At 64.4% G+C, this 21409-nt stretch carries 13 protein-coding genes; 2 read left to right on the forward strand and 11 right to left on the reverse strand.

Annotation, left to right across the window (positions count from 1 at the left end):
* Positions 1-174 precede the first annotated feature (174 nt).
* On the forward strand, positions 175-6807 hold the full coding sequence (locus tag GGR73_RS06075; protein WP_184456042.1) for a DUF3320 domain-containing protein: 6633 nt from the start codon (positions 175-177) through the stop codon (positions 6805-6807).
* Between the two features lie 511 nt (positions 6808-7318).
* On the opposite strand, the gene guaA is transcribed toward GGR73_RS06075, so the two are convergent.
* The 3 genes from guaA to folD all read right to left on the reverse strand — a co-directional run bounded on the left by guaA (position 7319) and on the right by folD (position 11447).
* Entirely contained in the window at positions 7319-8884 is a 1566-nt protein-coding gene (gene guaA / locus GGR73_RS06080) for a glutamine-hydrolyzing GMP synthase (protein ID WP_039521782.1), read from the reverse strand.
* A 130-nt stretch (positions 8885-9014) separates the two neighbouring features.
* On the reverse strand, positions 9015-10472 hold the full coding sequence (guaB, locus tag GGR73_RS06085; RefSeq protein ID WP_016903541.1) for an IMP dehydrogenase: 1458 nt from the start codon (positions 10470-10472) through the stop codon (positions 9015-9017).
* Positions 10473-10562: 90 nt separating this feature from the next.
* Entirely contained in the window at positions 10563-11447 is an 885-nt protein-coding gene (gene folD, locus GGR73_RS06090) for a bifunctional methylenetetrahydrofolate dehydrogenase/methenyltetrahydrofolate cyclohydrolase FolD (protein ID WP_039521785.1), read from the reverse strand.
* Positions 11448-11496: 49 nt separating this feature from the next.
* On the opposite strand from folD, the gene GGR73_RS06095 reads away from it, so the two are divergent.
* Positions 11497-11817 (forward strand): DUF1244 domain-containing protein, encoded by a 321-nt coding sequence (locus GGR73_RS06095; protein WP_046342931.1) that lies wholly within the window; start codon positions 11497-11499, stop codon positions 11815-11817.
* 127 nt (positions 11818-11944) lie between these two features.
* On the opposite strand, the gene GGR73_RS06100 is transcribed toward GGR73_RS06095, so the two are convergent.
* The 8 genes from GGR73_RS06100 to rpsA all read right to left on the reverse strand — a co-directional run bounded on the left by GGR73_RS06100 (position 11945) and on the right by rpsA (position 21406).
* On the reverse strand, positions 11945-13801 hold the full coding sequence (locus tag GGR73_RS06100) for a monovalent cation:proton antiporter-2 (CPA2) family protein (RefSeq protein ID WP_184456044.1): 1857 nt from the start codon (positions 13799-13801) through the stop codon (positions 11945-11947).
* Positions 13802-13973: 172 nt separating this feature from the next.
* Positions 13974-14867: a UTP--glucose-1-phosphate uridylyltransferase GalU gene (gene galU, locus GGR73_RS06105; RefSeq protein ID WP_016903544.1), complete on the reverse strand. Its 894-nt coding sequence runs from the start codon at positions 14865-14867 to the stop codon at positions 13974-13976.
* Positions 14867-16774: a polysaccharide biosynthesis protein gene (locus GGR73_RS06110; RefSeq protein ID WP_024939212.1), complete on the reverse strand. Its 1908-nt coding sequence runs from the start codon at positions 16772-16774 to the stop codon at positions 14867-14869. Before GGR73_RS06110 ends, galU begins: the two co-directional genes overlap by 1 nt.
* 13 nt (positions 16775-16787) lie before the next feature.
* The gene (locus GGR73_RS06115) at positions 16788-17765 is read right to left on the reverse strand and encodes an MraY family glycosyltransferase (protein WP_184456046.1); all 978 of its coding nucleotides are present in this window, start codon (positions 17763-17765) and stop codon (positions 16788-16790) included.
* Positions 17765-18943: a lipopolysaccharide assembly protein LapB gene (gene lapB, locus GGR73_RS06120; protein ID WP_016903547.1), complete on the reverse strand. Its 1179-nt coding sequence runs from the start codon at positions 18941-18943 to the stop codon at positions 17765-17767. The genes GGR73_RS06115 and lapB overlap by 1 nt, the downstream gene beginning before the upstream one ends.
* Before the next feature lie 6 nt (positions 18944-18949).
* Positions 18950-19255 carry a lipopolysaccharide assembly protein LapA domain-containing protein gene (locus tag GGR73_RS06125; protein WP_024939214.1) on the reverse strand — a complete coding sequence of 102 codons (306 nt, stop codon included), beginning with the start codon at positions 19253-19255 and terminating at the stop codon, positions 18950-18952.
* Positions 19256-19320: 65 nt separating this feature from the next.
* Positions 19321-19632 carry an integration host factor subunit beta gene (locus GGR73_RS06130; RefSeq protein ID WP_016903549.1) on the reverse strand — a complete coding sequence of 104 codons (312 nt, stop codon included), beginning with the start codon at positions 19630-19632 and terminating at the stop codon, positions 19321-19323.
* Positions 19633-19720: 88 nt separating this feature from the next.
* A complete protein-coding gene (rpsA, locus tag GGR73_RS06135) occupies positions 19721-21406 on the reverse strand; it encodes a 30S ribosomal protein S1 (protein WP_016903550.1) in 1686 nt (561 codons plus the stop codon).
* Positions 21407-21409 lie beyond the last annotated feature (3 nt).

Here is a 21409-nt window from a genome sequence, read left to right on the forward strand (position 1 = left end):
TACATAATATACCCACTTATCACCACCTGCAAGAAGGCAGATTTAGCAAGCCGTCGTCCCTATTTCGCTGCGATGGCTCTTATCTAGCCGATATCTTTGCCAACTGGCGCTAATATCCTGGCAGGGCGTAACGGGGCGTAATGCGCGTTATGACAGGGCACTGCAGGGGATTCCATGGACGAGACACAACTGGAAGATTCGGCCACCGCTGCCGAATTGAAAATCGACGTTACCCTGATCGCCAAATTGAACTTGGCGGACTTTCAAAATGCGGTCCCACTGTTGCGGGATCTCTGGCTGGTCAACGAGACCGATCAGAAGCATGAGCAGGTCGAGTTGGTCCTGACGTCCGATCCGCCCTTTCTGAAGCCGCGCCGTTGGCGGATCGACGCGCTGGCCGCGGGCTCCCGCTATCCGATCCGCGACCTGGACCTGAATCTGGACGGCGGATTGCTGGCGCGGCTAACCGAGGCCGAGACGGCCACGGTCTCGCTGGCCTTGCGCTCCGTGGGCGCGGATGCGTCCATCCCGGCCCTCGCGCAGCGCGACAGCCATCTGGAGCTGCTGCCACGCAACCAATGGGGCGGCATCTCGCATCTGCCGGACTTGGTCGCCGCCTTCGTCCAACCCAACGATCCGGCCGTGGATCGGCTGCTCAAGCGAACCGCCGAGGTGTTGCGGCAGAACGATCGCAACCCCGCACTGGATGGCTACACCGGCGGCGCCAAACGCGCCTGGGAACTGGCTTCGGCCCTCTGGGGGGCCACGGCTGGCATGCAGTTGGACTATGCCCTGCCCCCGGCCAGCTTCGAGCAGTCGGGCCAGAAGGTGCGCAGTCCCAGCCAGATCGAAAGCTCGGGGCTGGGGACGTGTTTCGACCTCACGTTGCTGTTCTGCGCCGCACTCGAGCAGGCAGGGTTGAACCCCCTGTTGGTCTTCACAGAGGGCCATGCCTTTGCAGGTGTCTGGCTGCAACCAGAGGAGTTTTCCAACACGGTCGTCGACGACGTGACCGCTTTGCGCAAGCGCCTCAGGCTCAAGGAACTGGTGCTGTTCGAGACCACCCTGATCACCCAGCGCCCCACTGTCCCTTTCAGCTATGCCACCGAACGCGGTGCCCAGCAGGTTGATGAATCTCAGGATGCGGGATTCCGCCTGGCCGTGGACATCCGCCGGGCGCGGCTGCAGCGCATCAAGCCATTGGCCAGTGCGGAGGCGGCAGTTGCTACGGCGTCGGACACCGAAGGGTCACCGTCCACGCCCGCCGTGCCAAAGATCGAAGACGCGCCTGACCTGCCTGACAACGCGCCGGCCAATGCGGAAGATGCCAGCCAGCTCGATCCCAAGGACCGGCTGCTTCGCTGGCAACGCAAGCTGCTGGATCTGTCGCTTCGCAACAACCTGCTCAACTTCAAGGCCGGCAAGAAAGCACTCAAGCTGGAAGCACCGGACCCTGGCGCGCTGGAAGACCTGCTGGCCAGCGGCCAGTCCCTGAAGCTGCGCACGCGTCCGGACCTGATGAACGGTGCCGATCCGCGCGATCAGACCATCTACGAAGCCCGCGAACGCGAGAACGTGCGCCGTGCGCACGCGCTGGAAGCCCTGCAGAAGGGCGAGGTTTTCGTTGGCGTTCCCGAGATCGAACTCGATTCACGCCTGGTCGATTTGTTTCGCAGCGCTCGCACGACTTTGCAGGAAGGCGGTGCCAACACGCTTTATCTCGCCTTGGGCTTCCTGTCCTGGACCCGCGAAGACCGTGACGGTCAGCGCTACCGCGCGCCCTTGATCCTGGTGCCGGTCAGCCTGCAGCGCAAGAGCGCCCGCTCGGGCTTCACGCTCAGCCTGCATGACGACGAGCCCCGCTTCAATCCGACCTTGATCGAGATGCTGCGCCAGGACTTCGAACTGAGCCTGGGCACGCTCGAAGGCGAACTGCCGCGGGACGATGCCGGCCTGGACGTCGCTGCGGTATGGAAGGCTGTCGGCCACGCCATCAAGGACATCAAGGGCTGGGAAGTGACCGAGGACGTGGTGTTGTCCATGTTCTCGTTCGCCAAGTACCTGATGTGGAAAGACCTGGCCGAGCACAGCGAACAGTTACGCGAGAACCCGGTCGTGCGCCACCTGCTGGACACCCCGCGCGATGCCTATCCATTGGGCGCTCCGTTCCCGCAAGTGCGCGAACTGGACCAGCACTTCGACCCCAGGCAGGTGTTCTGCCCCTTGCCGGCGGATTCCTCGCAGTTGTCAGCTGTGCTGGCCGCCTCGCAGGGCAAGGACTTCGTCCTGATCGGTCCACCGGGGACTGGCAAGAGCCAGACCATCGCCAACCTGATCGCCCAATCCCTGGCACAGGGCCGACGCGTCCTCTTCGTATCCGAGAAAATCGCGGCGCTGGATGTCGTCTACCGGCGCCTGCGTGAAATCGGCCTGGGCGAGTTCTGCCTGGAACTGCACTCGAGCAAAGCCCGCAAGCTCGACGTGCTGACGCAGTTGCAATCGGCTTGGTCCAGCACTGGCCAGGCCGATGCCGAGCAATGGCGGGCCGAGGCTGAGAAACTCAAGCGCCTGCGCGATGCGCTGAACATCTATGTGGAACGCCTTCACCAGCGTCGCCGCAACGGCTTGAGCCTGTTCGGTGCCATCGGCACCGTCAGCGCGGGACACGACGTCCCGACACTTCACGTGGCCTGGCCCTCGGCCGATCAGCACGATCATGCTGGCATCGAACAGTTGCGCAGTGCCGTGGACCGCCTGGAAGTCAACGCACAGGCCATTGGCCATGCCGCGCTGGCGCAGCACCCCTTGGCCCTGGTCGGCCAGGGAGACTGGTCGCCCACCTGGCAGCAGCAACTAATCGCCACTGCACGTGATGTGCTTCCCGCCGCCCAGGCGACGATCGAATCCGCCCAGGCGTTTGTCCAGGCCATCGGCCTGCCCTCGCCCACCTTGACGCCCGAAACCTGCGAAGCGCTGCTGCTCCTGGCCCAACGCCTGCCTGTGGCGGCGGGACATGATTGGCGCTTTGTCCTGCGGCCCGACGCACGCAGCCTGAGCCAACGCCTTCAGGAAGGCGCGGCACTGGTGCGCCGCCATGCGGAACTGAACATACAGCTGTCCACGCCGTGGCCCGCTTCTGTCATGACCGCCTGCGCCGACGGGCTGGCCCTGCTCGCCGAGCACCGGCAGACTCGCGCAGAACTCGGCGAGCCCTGGCCGATACGCATCACCGTGCAGCTCAACCAAGGGCTGGGCTTGCTGGCCCAACTCGGCGAGCACCACTCGGCAATATCGGCTCCCTACGGCAAGGCGATCGAACAGCTCGACGTCGCCCAGTTGCAGCAAATGTGGGAACAGGCCGAGCAGACGTTCTGGCCCAAGTCCTGGCTGGGTAAACGCAAGGTCACAGCACAACTGTCCAGCGCTATCACAGGCGGCGCGCAGCCCAACGTAGCCAACGATCTGCAGCATTGGAAGGCCATCCGCGCCTTGCGCCAGCAGATCCAGGCCATCGCTCCAGGCCAGCAGTGTGCGGACGTCTGGGCAGGACTGGAGACACAAGAGGACAAGATACGCACGGCCCTGCGCTGGCAAACCGCCCTGGCCGCCGTACGCGAAGGCCAGCCCTGGGAGGACGACGGCTTCGATGCCATCGCCAACGGCCAATGCGGGGCCGCCCTGCAAGCCGATCTGCAACGGGCACGGCGACTGCGCCAGCTCGACCAAGACATTGCGGCACAGGCATCGCTGGAAACGGCGACCGACGGCCTATGGGCAGGCCACGCCACACCAGTCGACCGCATGCGTGCCGCACTCGACTTCCTGAGCGACTGGCGCAGCCATGCCCAGCTAGGTGCGTTGGATGCCCACACCTTGGTTGAGGAAGGCGCTTGCGGCCCCACGCTGACACGTGACCACCAAACGCTTCGCCAGCGGGCCGATACGGAACAAGCACTGGCCGCCCTGGACGACTTGCGCGAGTTCACCGCAGGCCTGTGGAAAGGTCTCGCCACCCACCTGGATGACCTCGAGCAGGCCTGCCAGCTCCGAGAGGATCTGGCTGCCGTGCTGGCCCGCCTGGCCACCACGCCCGAACAGATCTCTGCCTGCAAGGCACCGCTGCATACGCTGTTGGGCGATGCCAATGCACTGCTGGAGCCCGGTGGTCGAATCGTGCTGGCCGGCGCTCGATACGTGGAGAAATGGGAACAGCTACTACCCCGGCGCGAGGCACTCGCGACAACCGGACATTTTGCCGAGGCCGCCCAGGCGCAGTGGCAGTCCATATCACTCGACGGGCTGATCGAGCAAAGCCAGTCCATCGTGCGCGCCGAACACGGGCTGCGCAGCTGGTGCGCATGGCGCCAGGCGTGCGACGAGGCGCTCGCACTCGGGCTGGCCACCCTGGTCCAGGCCATCGAGCAGGGCCAGGTCGGCCCGGACCAGGCACGCCGAAGCTTCGAGACCAACTACGCACGCTGGTGGCTCAACGCCGTGGTCGATCACGAGCCGGTCATTCGCGGCTTCGTCAGCGCCGAGCATGAACAGCGCATCCGCGATTTCTGCGAACTCGACGAACGCTTCACCGCCATGACCCGGGACTGGCTGCGCGCCCGCCTGTGCGCCGACCTGCCCTCGCAGGACAACGTCAGCCGCAACTCCGAATGGGGGCTGCTACGGCACGAAATGGGCAAGAAGCGCGCGCACCTGCCCTTGCGCGAACTGATGGCTCAGATTCCCGAGGCGCTGACCAAGCTCACGCCCTGCTTGCTGATGAGTCCGCTGTCCATCGCGCAGTATCTCCAGGCCGGAGCCAACGCGTTCGACCTGGTGATCTTCGACGAAGCTTCGCAGATCCCGGTCTGGGACGCGATCGGCGCCATCGCCCGCGGCCGCCAGGTCGTCATGGTCGGCGACCCCAAGCAGTTGCCGCCCACCTCTTTCTTCGACCGCGCCGAATCCGGGCTGGACGACGAAGACGTCGAGGCCGACCTGGAGAGCATCCTCGACGAGTGCATCGGCGCCAACCTGCCGACACGGAATCTGAACTGGCACTACCGCTCCCGTCATGAAAGCCTGATTGCGTTCTCCAATCATGCCTACTACGACGGCGAACTGGTCACCTTCCCCTCACCCGTCACCAACGATCGCGCGGTCAGCCTGCAGCCGGTCTCAGGCACCTACCAGAAAGGCGGTGCGCGGACCAACCCGGCCGAAGCGAAGGCGCTGGTCGCCGACGTGGTGGCGCGCCTGACGGCGCCCGGTTTCCGCGAAATCGGGCTTACGATTGGAGTGGTCACCTTCAATGCGGAGCAGCAAAAACTGATCGAGGACCTGCTCGACGAGGCTCGCCGCCAGGATCCAAGGCTGGAGCCCTATTTCGCCGAGAGCGAACTGGAGCCGCTGTTCGTCAAGAACCTGGAGAGCGTGCAGGGCGACGAACGCGATCTCATCTATTTCTCCATCACCTACGGCCCGGACCCCGCAGGCCAACTGGCTATGAACTTCGGTCCACTCAACCGCCAAGGCGGCGAGCGCCGGCTCAACGTGGCTATCACCCGCGCGCGTCACGAACTGCGCGTATTCGCCAGCGTCCGCGCGGAGCAGATGGATTTGGCGCGAACCCAAGCCATCGGCGTGCGCGATCTCAAGCACTTCTTGGAATTCGCCGAACGCGGCGCTCGCGCGCTGGCGGAAGCGAACAGAGGCAGCCTGGGGGGCTTCGACAGTCCCTTTGAACAAGCCGTGGCCACCGCCCTGACCCGGCGCGGCTGGCAGGTCCAGCCACAGATCGGCGCCTCCTCGTTCCGCGTCGACCTCGGCATCGTCGATCCCGACGCCCCCGGACGCTACCTGGCCGGTGTGGAATGCGATGGCGCCACCTACCATCGCAGCGCCACCGCGCGCGACCGCGACAAGCTGCGCGAGCAGGTTCTGCGCGGCCTGGGATGGGACATCGTGCGGGTCTGGTCCACCGACTGGTGGATTGATCCGGCCGGCACGCTCGACAGGCTGGACGCCCGGCTGCAAGCCGTGCTCACGGCCCAGCGCAAGCGGCGCTCCGAACAGGCCGAGCGCGAAGCTGAGGCCGAGCGCCTAGCGCAGGCGGCCATCGCGCAAGCTATGGCGTCAGTAACGAAGCCAGACGAGGAAACGGCGGCCCCAATCCAGGATGCGGGTCCGGTCGCACCAGAAGTCCCGGCGACAGCTCCATCGCAGCAAGTCGAGGAAGTCTTTGCTCGCCAGGTCTCCGCAGCACCAGCCCATGCCGGTATCGCAGAAACAACGCCACCCGAAGCCTCGCTCTATCGGGTCACCCACCCGGCCGAAGCGGTCGCCGGCGCTAATCCCGATCGCTTTTTCGACGGCGATTACAACGACACCCTACTGGCCATGATCGCCCACGTCATCGATCATGAAGGCCCCGTGCTCGACGCCCTGCTGGCTCGCCGCATCGCCCGTGCCCACGGCTGGGTACGTACAGGCGGGCGGATCCGCGAGCGCGTGTTCCAACTTGCTCGGGCCCGCCATCGGACGACGGATGAAGAGGTCGGCACGTTCTACTGGCCCGAGCATCTTGATCCTGCAACGGAGCCGCCTTTCCGAGCGCCTGCCGACGAGGACAGCGTGCGAGCGGTCGACGAGATCAGCCTGCAGGAACTGGCTTCGCTGGCCCGTGCTGTGATCGCACAAGGAACGAAAGACGAAGCTGTGTATTACGCAATGGCGCGGAGACTGAGCCTCCAGCAGCTGCGGGCCTCCAGCCGAATGCGCTTGGAGCAGGCCGTGCATTCGACAGGGCATTAGGTAGACATTCTCAGGAGGGGAGCCATGCCGCACCAGGAGGCGCTATCGTCGAACCCGGAACAGGGCCTTGCAACGCCCAAGATGGTCCCGGCGGAGCCTTGGCCGCAGGCATCCTCCGAGAGCAGCGAGTGATTGGATGGCGCCACAGAACTACTTGACCTGTCACGTAAGCAGCGCAACCTGCTACTCCTGCGGCCCATCTTCCAACTCGAGCGCTACAAGGCGATGCTTGGTGATGAGGCAAGTGGGGACAGGACACTGTTCCACGGCATCGATGCCCACTACCTCGCGTTGTCAGCGCAAATGTGCAAGGCCACGAAGATGTCCATCGCCTGCCGCGACAGTAGGAAGGTCTGGATCCGACCTCCGGGGGGCTTACCGTCAGTTCTGTCGCCGACCCGTTCTGCTGGTCGGCAATAGCCACAGATAGAAAACTCAACTTATACTTTTATAATCAAAAAGTTAAGTTACTTCTACCGATATCGGGCGATAGCCTCCGAAAGACGCTTCATCACTCCCACTCGATCGTCGCCGGCGGCTTGCCGGAGATGTCGTAGACCACGCGCGAGACGCCGCGCAGTTCGTTGATGATGCGGTTGCTCACCGTGCCGAGGAAATCGTACGGCAGGTGCGCCCAGTGCGCGGTCATGAAGTCGATGGTCTCCACTGCGCGCAGTGCGATCACCCATTCGTAGGCGCGTGCATCGCCGACCACACCGACCGACTTGACCGGCAGGAACACCGCAAACGCCTGGCTGGTCTTGTCGTACAGATCGGCCTTGCGCAGTTCGTCGATGAAGATCGCATCGGCCTTGGCCAGCAATTCGGCGTATTCGCGCTTCACTTCGCCCAGGATGCGCACGCCCAGCCCCGGGCCCGGGAACGGATGGCGGTACACCATCGTGCGCGGCAGGCCGAGTTCGACACCGAGGCGGCGCACTTCGTCCTTGAACAATTCGCGCAACGGCTCGACCAAGCCCAGCTTCATGTGCTCGGGCAGGCCGCCGACGTTGTGGTGGCTCTTGATCACGTGCGCCTTGCCGGTCTTGCTGCCGGCCGACTCGATCACGTCCGGATAGATCGTACCCTGCGCCAGCCACTTGGCATTGGCCAGCTTGTTGGATTCCTCGTCGAAGATATCCACGAACAGGTTGCCGATGATCTTGCGCTTGGCTTCCGGGTCGCTGACGCCTTCGAGCTTGGCGAAGTAACGATCGGCCGCGTTGACGCGGATCACCTTCACGCCCATGTGCTCGGCGAACATCGCCATCACCTGGTCGCCTTCCTGCCAACGCAGCAGGCCGGTATCGACGAACACGCAGGTCAGCTTGTCGCCGATCGCCTTGTGCAGCAGCGCGGCGACCACCGACGAATCGACGCCGCCGGACAGGCCCAGGATCACTTCGTCATCGCCCACCTGCTCGCGCACGCGCGCGATCTGGTCGTCGATGATGTTGGCCGCCGTCCACAGCGTCTGGCAGCCGCAGACATCGACCACGAAGCGGCGCAGCAAGGTCTGGCCCTGCAGCGTGTGGGTGACCTCGGGATGGAACTGCACGCCGTACCAGCGCTTGTCCTCGTTGGACATCGCCGCCACCGGGATGCGGTCGGTCACCGCGGTGACGGTGAAGCCCGGCGGCACCTGCGACACGTGGTCGCCGTGGCTCATCCACACATTGAGACGCGACGCGCCGGCATGATCGGTCAGCCCTGCGAACAAGGCATCGGCAGCCACCACATCGACTTCGGCATGACCGAATTCGCGCTGGTCCGCCGCCTCGGTCGCACCACCCAGCTGCGCAGCCAGCGTCTGCATGCCGTAGCAGATACCGAACACCGGCAAGCCGCTGTCGAACACTTCCTGCGGCGCGACCGGCGCACCCGGCAAGGTGGTCGACTCCGGACCACCGGACAGGATGATGCCCTTGGCGCCGAAACCGGCGATCTCGGCCGGATCATGATCCCAGGCCCAGATCTCGCAATACACCCCGATCTCGCGGATGCGCCGCGCAATCAGCTGGGTGTACTGCGCGCCGAAATCGAGGATGAGGATCTTGTCGCTGTGGATGTTGGTCATTGGCGCCGGGATTGGGAATTCGGGATTGGAGATTGGCAAGAGCGGGATGGCGGCGATGCGCCCTGCCGAAGGAGATGCGGCGGGCTGCTACGCGTCCCTAATCCCGAATCCCCAATCCCGCGCACGGGCATCAGCCCATGCGGTAATTCGGCGGTTCCTTGGTGATCTGCACGTCGTGAACATGGCTTTCGCGCTGGCCGGCACCGGTGATGGTGACGAACTTCGGCTTGGTGCGCATTTCCTCGATGGTCGCGCAGCCCACGTAGCCCATCGTGGCGCGCAGGCCGCCGATCAGCTGATGGACGATGCCACCGACCGGGCCGCGATACGGCACGCGCCCTTCGATGCCTTCCGGCACCAGCTTGTCGGCATCGCTAGAATCCTGGAAATAGCGGTCCTTGGACCCCTTCTCCATCGCGCCCAGGCTGCCCATGCCGCGGTAGCTCTTGTAGCTGCGGCCCTGGAACAACTCGACCTCGCCCGGTGCTTCCTCGGTGCCGGCGAACAGGCCGCCGACCATCACCGTGGAGGCGCCGGCGACCAGCGCCTTGCCGATGTCGCCGGAGTAGCGGATGCCGCCATCGGCGATCAGCGGAATACGGTCCTGCAGCGCCTCGGCGACCATGTCCACCGCGGTGATCTGCGGCACGCCGACACCGGCGACCACGCGCGTGGTGCAGATCGACCCGGGGCCCACGCCGACCTTGACCGCATCGGCACCGGCGTCCATCAGTGCCAGCGCGGCATCGCCGGTGACGATGTTGCCGCCGATCACCTGCAGCTGCGGATACGCCTTCTTGACCCAGGCCACGCGATCGATCACGCCCTGCGAATGGCCGTGCGCGGTATCGACGATGACCACGTCCACGCCGGCCGCGGCCAGCAGTTCGATGCGCTGCTCGGTGTCGCCGCCCACGCCGACCGCCGCGCCGACCAGCAGGCGCGTGGACCCGTCCTTGGCCGCGTTGGGGTTGTCGGTCTTCTTCTGGATGTCCTTGACCGTGATCAGGCCGCGCAGCTCGAAGCTGTCGTTGACCACCAGGATCTTTTCGATGCGGTTGCGGTGCAGCAGCTCCAGCACTTCCTCGTCACTGGCGCCTTCGCGCACGGTGATCAGGCGATCCTTCTTGGTCATGATGTGGCGGACCGGATCGTCGAGCTTCTTCTCGAAGCGCATGTCGCGGCTGGTGACGATGCCGACCAGTTCGCTGCCATCCACCACCGGCACGCCGGAGATGTTGCGCGCGCGGGTCAGCTTGAGCACCTCGCCGATGGTCGTGTCCGGGCTCACCGTGAACGGCTCGGTGATCACGCCGGATTCGAATTTCTTGACCCGGGCAACTTCGCCCGCTTGCTGCGCAGGGGTCAGATTCTTGTGGATGATGCCGATGCCGCCCAGCTGGGCCATGGCCACCGCCAGCCGGTGCTCGGTCACTGTGTCCATCGCGGCCGAAAGAATCGGCAGTTTCAGGCGCAGATCGCGGGTCAGCCGGGTTTCCAGGCTGACGTCCTTGGGCAGGACGATCGAATGAGCGGGGACGAGGGAAACGTCGTCGTAGGTGAGAGCTTCAGCCTGGATGCGTAGCATCGGCGGACCCGAGTTTGGGGAAGCGCGGCATTTTACCCTGAAAGCCTTCACGAAGACACAACGCGACTGCAATGCAGCGTTACACGCGCCTCAGCCAGCCGCGTCGGCCGCTTCCAGCGTGTTCTGCATCAGCGTGGCGACCGTCATCGGCCCGACTCCACCCGGCACCGGCGTGATCCAGGCCGCACGTTGCACCGCTGCGTCGAAACCGACATCGCCAACCAGGCGGCCGTCGTCCAGCCGATTGATGCCGACATCGATCACCACTGCGCCCGGCTTGACCCATTCGCCCGGAATCAGGCCCGGGCGACCGACTGCCACCACCAGGATGTCGGCATTGCGCACGCTGGCTTCCAGCACCTCGGGCGGGGTGAACTTGTGGCAGCTGGTGACCGTGCAACCGGCGATCAGCAGCTCCAGGCCCATCGGCCGGCCGACGTGATTGCTCACGCCCACGATGGTCGCGTTGCGGCCGCGCACCGGCTGATCGGTGTGCCCCAGCAAGGTCACGATGCCGCGCGGCGTGCACGGACGCAGGCCGAACTCGCGCAGCGCCAGGTGCCCGACATTCTGCGGATGGAAGCCGTCGACGTCCTTGCGCGGATCGATGCGTTGGATCAGGCGATTGGCATCGGGGATGCCCGGCAGCGGCAGCTGGATCAGGATGCCGTGGATCTTGGGGTCGGCATTGAGCTGATCGATCAGCCGCGCCAGTTCGGCCTCGCTGGTGCCCTGCGGCAAATCGTAATCGAAGGCCTCGATGCCAACCTTTTCCGCGGCACGCCGCTTGTTGCGCACATACACCGACGAAGCCGGATCCCCGCCGACCAGCACCACCGCCAGCCCGGGGCGTGTCTTGCCGGCGGCCAGGCGCGCATCCACGCGCAGCTTCAGCCCGTCGAGCAGTTCCTCGGCGATGCGGCGACCATCGAGAAGGCGGGCCGGAGCAGAGGCAGCTGGCGCGGAAACGGTCATGGGGCGTCAGGTGTAGAGTCGAAGGCCGTCTATTGTCCCCGATTCCGTCATGACCGACACCACCTCGACACCCGATTCCATCACCACGTCCATCGAAGCGGCCGCATTTCGCCGTCTGTTGCAGCATCTCAACCAGCAGCGCCCGGATGTGCAGAACATCGATCTGATGATCCTGGCCGGCTTCTGCCGCAACTGCCTGGGCGACTGGTACCGCGAAGCCGCCGAAGCGCACGGCCAGCCGATGAGCAAGGAGCAGGCACGCGAAGCGGTGTACGGCATGCCGTTTGCCGACTGGAAACGGCAGCACCAGAAAGACGCCACGCCCGAGCAACTGGAAGCCTTCGCGGCCGCTCAACGCCGGCACGGCTGAGCCGGTCGACTTGTCAGCTCCGGCCGGCAGCTTGGTGCCGGCCGCTCTATCACCCCAGGTTTTTTCTCGACCAGCCGAGGCAATCCCAGCGCCGAACCCGCTTCGGTGCCCGCCAGCCGCATACGACTCAGTCGCGGGTCACGGCTTCGGGCTGAGTGGCCTGCGGCACCGCATCGGGATTGAGCGTGCGGCTCTCCCGCCGCGGCGGGGTGAACGGCGTGGGCTTGGGCACGGTCGGCGTGAGATTGCCGTACATCAGCCCTGCCACGGCGCCGGCACGCGTGTTGCCGGCCGCAATCTCCAGTTCGAACCGCTCGGCATCGCGCCGCCGGATCTCGCGCGCGATGGTGACCGCCTCGTCCTCGTCCACGCCCAGCTCGACCAGGGCCGCCTGCCCGAACGCCACTGCCGACTCGAAGGTCTCGCGAATCTGATAGTCCACCCCGGCAGCGACCAACTGCAATGAATGCTCACGGTCGAACGAGCGCACCAGCAACCTGGCGTGCGGGAACTCGTGCCTTGCCAGCTCGACGATGCGATTGGCCGCCCCGCGGTTGTCGATGCATATCGCGATCGCGCGTGCGCTATGCGCCCCGGAGGCGTGCAGCACATCGAGCCGGGTGCCGTCGCCATAGTAGATCTTGAAACCGAACTGTTCCGCGCTCTGGATCATCTCGATGTCGTTATCGATGATGGTCACATCCACATCGCGCGCCAGCAGCGACTGGCTGGCAACCTGCCCGAAGCGCCCGAACCCGATGATCAGCACGCTGCCGGTCTGCCCACTGACGGCGTCCACGCCTTCCAGCGACGGCTGGGCGGCCGGCGTCAGCCGTCGCTGCAACAGCACGAACAGCGGCGTCAGCGCCATCGACAACACCACGATTGCCGTCAGGCTGGCGTTGACCTGCGCGTCGATGACGCCAGACGCCGATGCTGCCGCGAACAGCACGAAGGCGAACTCGCCGCCCTGCGCCATCAGCACGCCCCGATCCAGCGCCTGGCGATGGTCGCTGCGCATCAGCCGCGCCACCACGTAGATGCACACGCCCTTGCCGAGCATGAGCGCCAGCACACCGGCCACGATCAGCCGCCAGTCCGCCGCAACCACATGCAGGTCCAGGCTCATGCCGACGCCCAGGAAGAACAGCCCCAGCAGGATGCCGCGGAACGGCTCGATATCCGCCTCGATCTGATGCCGGAAGGTGGATTCCGACAGCAGCACACCGGCCAGAAACGCGCCCATCGCCATCGACAGCCCGCCGACCTGCATCAACAGCGCCGCGCCCAGCACCACCAGCAAGGCCGCCGCCGTCATCACCTCGCGCGCCTTGGACGCGGCCAGGATGCGGAACAAGGGATTGAGCAGCCAGCGCCCCGCCACCACCAGGCCGACGATGCAGGCCAGACCGATGCCGATGTCCTGCCAGCGTTGCGTGGCCACCTGCGGGTCGCCGCTGGCGCCCATCCAGGCCACGATCGCCAGCAGCGGCACGATCAACAGGTCCTCGAACAACAGGATCGCCACGATCTTCTGGCCCGGCGGCAAGGCGACATCGCCCCGCTCTGCCAGCAACTGCATCACCACCGCCGTGGAGGTCAGCACGAAGCCGGATGCGGCCACGAATGCCACCGGCGGCGTGAAGCCGAGCAACAGGCCGATGCCGGTCAGCACCAGCGCGCACACTGCGATCTGCAGCGTCCCCAGGCCGAAGATCTCCTTGCGCAGGCTCCACAGGTGGGACGGCCGCATTTCCAGCCCGATGACGAACAGAAACATCACCACGCCCAACTCGGCCACGTGCAGGATCGCCTGCGGGTCATCGAACAGGCCCAGGCCAAACGGACCGATCGCCAGACCCGCGGCCAGATAACCCAGTACCGAACCCAGGCCCAGACGTCGAAACACCGGGATGGCGACCACGGCAGCGCCCAGCAAGGCCACCACGTTGATCAGTTCGCTGGATTCGGCAGGCTGGCTCATGCCGAGGATTCTAGCCGCAGGCACGTACCACGGACTTGCACCAGCGTGCCACGCTGGCAAAGCCGCCTGACGTGTCGATCAGCCAGCGGCACGGCGTTCTCGCCCGGCGAGGCCCCAAACGACGAACGACGCCGGATGGCGTCGTTCGTGGATGCAGGCGATGGCCAGGCAATCAGCCGCGCGCGTCGGCCTCGGCCAATGCGGTGCGCAGGATTTCCTTGGCCGGCCCGCCATGCTTTTCGTGCTCGAGCGCGAAATGCACGGTGGCCTCGATCAGACCGATATGCGCGCCGCAATCGAAACGACGGCCCTCGAAGCGGTAGGCGTCGACGGTTTCCTGCTGCAGCAGTCCGGCAATCGCATCGGTCAGCTGGATTTCGCCACCGGCACCGGCGCCGGTCTCTTCGAGCAGTTCGAAGATCTTCGGGTTGAGCACATACCGGCCGACCACGGCCAGATTGCTCGGCGCCACTTCCGGCTTGGGCTTTTCGACGATGGCGTTGATGCGCCCCTTGCGACCATCGAACGCATCGGTTGCCACGATGCCGTAGCTGGCGGTCTTGTCATGCGGCACATCCTCCACGGCGATGACGCTGCCGCCCGAGGCTTCGGCCACATCGGCCATCTGGGTCAGCGCACCGGCACCCCGGTTCCAGATCAGGTCGTCCGGCAGCAACACCGCAAACGGCTCGTCACCGACCACGGCCTTGGCACACAGCACGGCGTGCCCCAGGCCGAGCGCTTCGGCCTGCGTCACGAAAATGGCGCGCACGCCTTCCGGCAAGGCATGCCGCACCAGCTCCAGCTGTTCAAGCTTGCCGGCGCGCTCGAGCTTTTGCTCCAGTTCGTAGGCCTTGTCGAAGTAGTCGGCGATCGAGTGCTTGTAGCGATTGGTCACGAAGATCAGCGTGTCGCAACCGGCCTGGATGGCCTCGTCGACGGCGTACTGGATCAAAGGTTTGTCGATGATTGGCAGCATTTCCTTCGGCACCGTTTTGGTTGCCGGAAGAAAGCGGGTCCCAAGACCTGCGACGGGGAATACGGCCTTGCGAATACGCTTGCTCATTAAAGTCTTCTGACCTCACGTGCGGGGAATGGAACGACCGTATCAGATCGCGCGTCGACTTTCCGTCGAGCAGCCGCAAAATCCGGCATCAGACTGCCCAGGACAGTCTCCATCGCCTTGATGTCGTAACGGTTAACCGCCTCACGCAAGCGCGTCACCAGCTGCAACACCTGCTCGTGCGAGAACTCGCGCACACCGGCTTCCAGAATCTTGGGATGCGCGGTTGGGCGATAGTCTTCGTCGGAATAGAACAGGGTTTCGTGCAGCTTCTCGCCCGGACGCAGGCCGGTATAGAGGATCGCCACGTCCTTGCCGGGTTGCTTGCCGGCAAGACGGATCATCTGCTCGGCGAGCAGGCGGATCGGCACCGGCTCACCCATGTCCAATGTATAGATCGCGCCATGCGAGGCAGAGGCCGCGGCCTGCACCACCAGCTGGCAGGCTTCCGGAATAGTCATGAAGTAACGCGTCACATCCGGATGGGTCACCGTGACCGGGCCACCCTGGCGGATCTGCTCGCGGAACAACGGCACCACGCTGCCGGCCGAATCCAGCACGTTGCCGAAACGCACGGTGATGAAGCGCGTCGGCGCATCGCGCGCGTCCAGGCTCTGGCAGATCATCTCCGCATAGCGCTTGCTCGCGCCCAGCACGTTGACCGGCTCGACCGCCTTGTCGGTGGAGATGAAGACGAAGGTCTCGATGCGTGCGCGCTGGCAGGCGCGCGCCACGTTTTCGGTGGCCAGCACGTTGTTGCGTACCGCCTCGCGCAACTGCTCTTCCAGCAGCGGCACCTGCTTGTAGGCGGCGGCATGAAAGACGGCATCCGGCAACGCGGTGTTCAAGGCATGTGCGACCACCGCCGGGTCGCCGCAATCGCCAAGCACGCGCACCACCTCGATATCGGGGAACAACCGACGCAGGTCCGAATCGACGGTCAGCAACGCCAGCTCATCGATCTCCAGCAGCACGATGCGGCGCGCACCGTGCCGGGCGCACTGGCGGCAGACTTCCGAGCCAATCGAACCACCCGCGCCGGTCACCATCACCGTCTTGTTGGTCAACCAGTCGCGAATCAGGCGCCAATCCGGGGTGACCGGCTTGCGGTTGAGCAGGTCCTCGATCGCGACTTCTTTCAGTTCGCCAGGCAACGAGCGCCCTTCCAGCACGTTGATCAGCTTGGGCACCATCCGGAAAGGCAGCCCGGTACTTTCGCAGATGGCCACCACGCGCTGCATGCCCGAGGCATCCAGCGACGGAATCGCGATGACCAGCAGCTTGGCAGCCGTCTCCTTGGCGATGGCTGCAGCCTGGTCCAGATTGCCCAGCACATTCAGGCCCTGGATCTTGGCGCCATGCAGATTGTTGGCATCGTCCAGATAGCCGACCGGCACGAATGCGCCGGTGCGGCGCAGATCACGGACCAGACCCTCGGCGGCGCGACCTGCGCCAAGGATCAACACGCGCTGCGCGGCATCGCCGGAGTGCGCGATCTGGTAATCCTTCCAGGCGCGGTACAGCAGCCGCGGCGTACCCAGCAGCGCCGACAGGGCAAAGGGATAAACCACCAGCACCGACAGCGGCACTCCGTCCAGGCGGTCATAGGACAGCGCCAGCACGATCGCGACCAAGCCGAGAAAACTCGACTTGAAGATGTTCCACAGGTCCGGCACCGAGGCAAATCGCCACAGCCCGCGATACAGGCCCATCTTCCAGAACACCAGGCCTTGCGCGACCAGGACCACCGCGGTGCGCCAATCCCATAACGGCAGATCGGGAGCCTCGCGCAGCATGGAATAGCGGCCTGCATGCAGCAACTGCCAGCACACCCACACCATCAACAGGTCATGCAGCACCACCGCTGCTTGCGGCAGGGCCTTGGTCAAACGGTCACGCCAGGAAATCATAAAAGTCCGTTACTCAGGAATTGCGCAATCCATCGCGCAGGAAGTGCCAGATTGCGGTGGCACCCAGTCCCCATACCAGGGCTCCGGACACCTGCAGCCAAGTTGCATCATGACGAATTAACACATACAAGCAGACGGCAGCCACGCTGAAAGCGAAATAAATACCGGTTACCGGAACGTGCGTCTCAACCCTGCGTGCCAACCGCTGATAGAGATGTTGGGCATGCGGCTCCCACCACTGTTGCCTAGCGAGCATGCGAGACAGCAGTGTGAAGCCGGCGTCTACAAGAAATGCTGTCAATGGCAACCAGCTGATCCACCAACTTACCTGCCCGCTCGCTACCGTGAGTGCGAGCAACGCAGCCAGCACATATCCCAACGCACCACTGCCGCCATCACCCAGAAAGATGCGCGCACGCGGAAAGTTGAACGGCAAAAATCCCAGGCAGGACGCGGCGACGGCAAGACCTGCCCAGGCCCAGGCACCAGGCAAGACCGCAGCAAACGCCAGCGCGGCCAGCGCCGCCTGGCTGCTGGCCAGGCCGTTGATGCCGTCCATGAAGTTCCAGACGTTGATCAACACTACCGACGCCATGGCGGTGAGCACGCCATCCCAGAGCCTGCCGGTGTGATGGCTGACCAGCCAGCCAAGCATGACCGACGCCAACAGGTGGATCGCAAAACGCAGCCTGGCCGAGAGCGGACGATGGTCGTCCCACCAACCCACCCCGGCCACCAGTACCAGCCCGGCCGCGAACCAACCAAGAATCTGGCCTGCAGCCGGCCAGATCACGCCGGCTGCCACGCACCCGGACAGCAGCGCCGCCACGATTGCCATGCCACCGCCACGTGGGGTCGCGACCACATGGCTGCGGCGTTCACCCGGATGATCGAGCAGCCGCCGATGCAGCGCGTAACGTCGCAACAACCAGGTTCCCAGTGCCGCGACCGTCAGGTGCAACAGACACCACCACAGCCAGGCCTGCGGCATCAGACCACCGCGTAGTTCAACAGCGGCTTGACCGTGCCCCATTCCTTGCAACTCGGGCATTGCCAGTGATGGGTCTTGGCGCCGAAGCCGCAGCGAGTGCAGCGGTAACTCGGGTTGCGCACCAGCAACTGGTCGGTGATGTGCTTGAGGTCCTGCAAGGTGCCGACCGGGTCGCTGCCTTCGGCCAGGGTCAGGTCGATCAACGCCGATTCGCCGCGGACCGAGGGCCGGTCCTTGAGCTGGCGGCCCAGGTAGGCCAACGCAGGTGCCACACCGTCCTGGGCTTCCATCAACTGGGTCAATGCCAGCACCGGGGCGATGCCGCGATAGTGCTCGGTCATCTCGGACAAGAAATTACGTGCGCCGGCGATATCGCCGACCCGGCGATAGGCCGCCATCAATGCGGGAATGATCTCCGGCAGGTATTCCGGATCGTGCCGCGCAGCGCGCTCAAACGCGCGCACTGCCGCTTCGTCGTGTCCGCGCTCGGCTTCGATGCGTCCTTCCAGAATGCCGGCGCGCACCGAGGTGCCATCGGCCTGGTAGGCACGCGCGATCGCCTGCAATGCTTCGTCGGGCTTGCTCAGGCCACGATAGCGGTCGGCCAGCTCGCACTCGAATTGCGAAATCAGCTTGCCCATCGGCTCGCCGGTGACTTCTTCGTAACGGGTGGCGTTGTCGATCGCCTTTTCCCAGTCGCGCTCGGCCTGATAGATGCCGATCAGGTGACGCAGCGCCTGCGGCGCACGCTGATCCAGTTGCGCCAGTTCGGTGAACACGGTCTCGGCGCGATCCAGCAGGCCGGACTTCATATAGTCTTCGCCCAGTGCCAGCAAGGCCTGCACGCGCTGCTGATCGGTCAGGTCGGCGCGTTGCACCAAGCCCTGATGCAGCCGGATCGCGCGGTCGACCTCACCGCGACGGCGGAACAAATGCCCCAACGCGACCTGGGTCTCGAAGGTTTCCTTGTCCAGTTCGGCGATATGCAGAAACAGCTCGATTGCCTTGTCCGGCTGCTCGTTGAGCAGATAGTTCAGGCCACGAAAGTAGGTGCTGGACAGGCGACTGACCTGGGTATCGCCGTGGCGTTGACCACCGCGGCGGCCAACGACCCAGCCCCCCAGCGCTGCCAACGGCACGAACAGGAAGAACCAGATCCACTCGGTCAGAAAGTCCATACGCGCTTACAGTCCATCAAAGGGGCGCGGCTCGACTGCTGCAGGCGCAATGGGCCTGGCGTCGGCGCGACTGACTGCAACCGCCTTGTTGGCCTGGCGCAGTTTGGAATAGAGGGGAATGACCACACTGACCAGCACCATGCCGGCGCCGATCAACACACCGACCAGCAGCGCGACGATGATCGCGATTCCGGAGGTCGTGTGCACACTGGAGAAAAGGAAGTCGAGAGTGACATCCTGGGAATTGACCGCACCGATGATCAGACCGACCAGCAGGAAGGCCAACATCACCAGCAAGCGAAACACCTTCATGGCCAGACTCCGTCAAAAGAGGCTTAGCTTAACCGAGCCGACATAAACGCAGCGGCAGAATGACCTCAGTCAGCCGCATCCAGCAGATCGACCGGGACCACGGAGCTGACACGCTCGCGCAATTCCTTGCCAGGCTTGAAATGCGGAACATGCTTGCCCGGCAACGCGACCGACTCGCCGGTCTTCGGATTACGGCCAAGACGTGGCGGGCGGTAATGCAGCGAGAAGCTGCCGAACCCGCGGATTTCGATCCGATCACCATCGGAGAGCGCCTGCCCCATCATTTCCAGCAGCGATTTGACTGCCAGATCCACGTCGTCCGCCTTCAGATGCGCTTGACGTCGCGCCAGGATTTCAATCAATTCGGACTTGGTCATGGGAAGACTTGCTTTTTTCGACTGACACATCGGAATCGGCCCGGGCAAGCCCGGGCCGATCCATCACGCTCTTGCGAGCGCTACGCGCTTACTCGGACTTGTTGCTGTTCAACTGTGCACGCAGCAGCGCGCCCAGCTGGGTCATGCCACCGGATGCGGCCGAAGACTGGTATTCCTCCAGCGTTTCGCGCATTTCGGCATCGTCCTTGGCCTTGATCGACAGCTGCAGGGTGCGGCCCTTGCGGTCCATGCCCACGAACTTGGCTTCGATCTTGTCGCCGACCTTCAGGTGCTGGGTCGCATCGTCCACACGCTCGTTGGCGATGTCGCGTGCAGCGACGTAGCCTTCGATGCCATCGGCCAAGTCGATCGTGGCGCCCTTGGCATCCACTTCACGCACCACGCCTTCGACCTTCGAACCCTTCGGGTTGGACGCCATGTACTGGCCGAACGGATCCTGCTCCAGCTGCTTGACGCCCAGGCTGATGCGCTCACGTTCCGGATCGACTGCCAGCACAACGGCTTCCAGCGTGTCGCCCTTCTTGTAGTTGCGCACGACATCTTCGCCGGTGGTGTTCCAGCTGATGTCGGACAGGTGCACCAGACCGTCGATGCCGCCGTCCAGACCGATGAAGATGCCGAAGTCGGTGATCGACTTGATCTGACCGGACACCTTGTCGTTCTTCTTGTGGGTGGCAGCGAAGGTTTCCCACGGATTGGCGGCAACCTGCTTCATGCCCAGCGAGATGCGGCGACGCTCCTCGTCGACATCCAGCACCATCACTTCGACTTCGTCACCCACCTGCACAACCTTGGACGGGTTGACGTTCTTGTTGGTCCAATCCATCTCGGAGACGTGCACCAGACCTTCGACGCCCGGCTCGATCTCGACGAATGCGCCGTAATCGGTGACGTTGGAGACCTTGCCGAACACGCGGCTGTTGGCCGGGTAGCGACGTGCGATGTTGTCCCACGGATCTTCGCCCAGCTGCTTCAGGCCGAGGCTGACGCGGTTACGCTCGCGATCGAACTTCAGCACGCGCACGTCCAGCTCGTCGCCGACGTTGACGACTTCGGACGGATGGCGCACGCGCTTCCAGGCCATGTCGGTGATGTGCAGCAGGCCGTCGATACCGCCCAGGTCCACGAACGCGCCGTAATCGGTCAGGTTCTTGACGACACCCTTCAGGATCGCGCCTTCCTGCAGCTTGTCCATCAGCTGCTCGCGCTCTTCCGAGTGCTCGCTCTCGACCACGGCACGACGCGAGACCACCACGTTGTTGCGCTTGCGGTCCAGCTTGATCAGCTTGAACTCGAGTTCCTTGCCTTCCAGGTAGGCCGGGTCGCGCACCGGGCGCACATCCACCAGCGAACCAGGCAGGAACGCGCGGACATCCTTGATGTCCACGGTGAAACCACCCTTGACCTTGCCGCTGATGCGGCCGGTGATGGTTTCGTTCTTTTCCAACGCCTCTTCCAGCTCGTCCCACACCATTGCGCGCTTGGCCTTCTCGCGCGACAGCACGGTCTCACCGAAGCCGTTCTCGATGGAATCGAGGGCAACCTTGACCTGGTCGCCTACGCCGACATCGATCTCGCCAGCGTCATTACGGAACTGCTCGATCGGCACGATGCCTTCGGACTTCAGGCCAGCGTTGATCACCACCACGTCGCCGCGCACTTCCACGACGGTACCGGTGACAATGGAGCCCGGCTTCAGCTTCGCCAGATTGGCTTGACTGGCTTCGAACAGTTCAGCAAAAGATTCTGTCATTTG

The organism is Xanthomonas sp. F14 (genome assembly GCF_014199865.1).

Excerpts from the sequence above, each read along its gene's own strand:
- folD (WP_039521785.1), bottom strand. The coding sequence starts at position 11,447 with ATGACCGTTTCCGCGCCAGCTGCCTCTGCTCCGGCCCGCCTTCTCGAT.
- GGR73_RS06100 (WP_184456044.1), bottom strand. The coding sequence starts at position 13,801 with ATGAGCCAGCCTGCCGAATCCAGCGAACTGATCAACGTGGTGGCCTTG.
- galU (WP_016903544.1), bottom strand. The coding sequence starts at position 14,867 with ATGAGCAAGCGTATTCGCAAGGCCGTATTCCCCGTCGCAGGTCTTGGG.
- GGR73_RS06075 (WP_184456042.1), top strand. The coding sequence starts at position 175 with ATGGACGAGACACAACTGGAAGATTCGGCCACCGCTGCCGAATTGAAA.
- GGR73_RS06110 (WP_024939212.1), bottom strand. The coding sequence starts at position 16,774 with ATGATTTCCTGGCGTGACCGTTTGACCAAGGCCCTGCCGCAAGCAGCG.
- guaB (WP_016903541.1), bottom strand. The coding sequence starts at position 10,472 with ATGCTACGCATCCAGGCTGAAGCTCTCACCTACGACGACGTTTCCCTC.
- GGR73_RS06130 (WP_016903549.1), bottom strand. The coding sequence starts at position 19,632 with ATGACCAAGTCCGAATTGATTGAAATCCTGGCGCGACGTCAAGCGCAT.
- GGR73_RS06125 (WP_024939214.1), bottom strand. The coding sequence starts at position 19,255 with ATGAAGGTGTTTCGCTTGCTGGTGATGTTGGCCTTCCTGCTGGTCGGT.
- GGR73_RS06115 (WP_184456046.1), bottom strand. The coding sequence starts at position 17,765 with ATGCCGCAGGCCTGGCTGTGGTGGTGTCTGTTGCACCTGACGGTCGCG.
- guaA (WP_039521782.1), bottom strand. The coding sequence starts at position 8,884 with ATGACCAACATCCACAGCGACAAGATCCTCATCCTCGATTTCGGCGCG.
- rpsA (WP_016903550.1), bottom strand. The coding sequence starts at position 21,406 with ATGACAGAATCTTTTGCTGAACTGTTCGAAGCCAGTCAAGCCAATCTG.
- GGR73_RS06095 (WP_046342931.1), top strand. The coding sequence starts at position 11,497 with ATGACCGACACCACCTCGACACCCGATTCCATCACCACGTCCATCGAA.
- lapB (WP_016903547.1), bottom strand. The coding sequence starts at position 18,943 with ATGGACTTTCTGACCGAGTGGATCTGGTTCTTCCTGTTCGTGCCGTTG.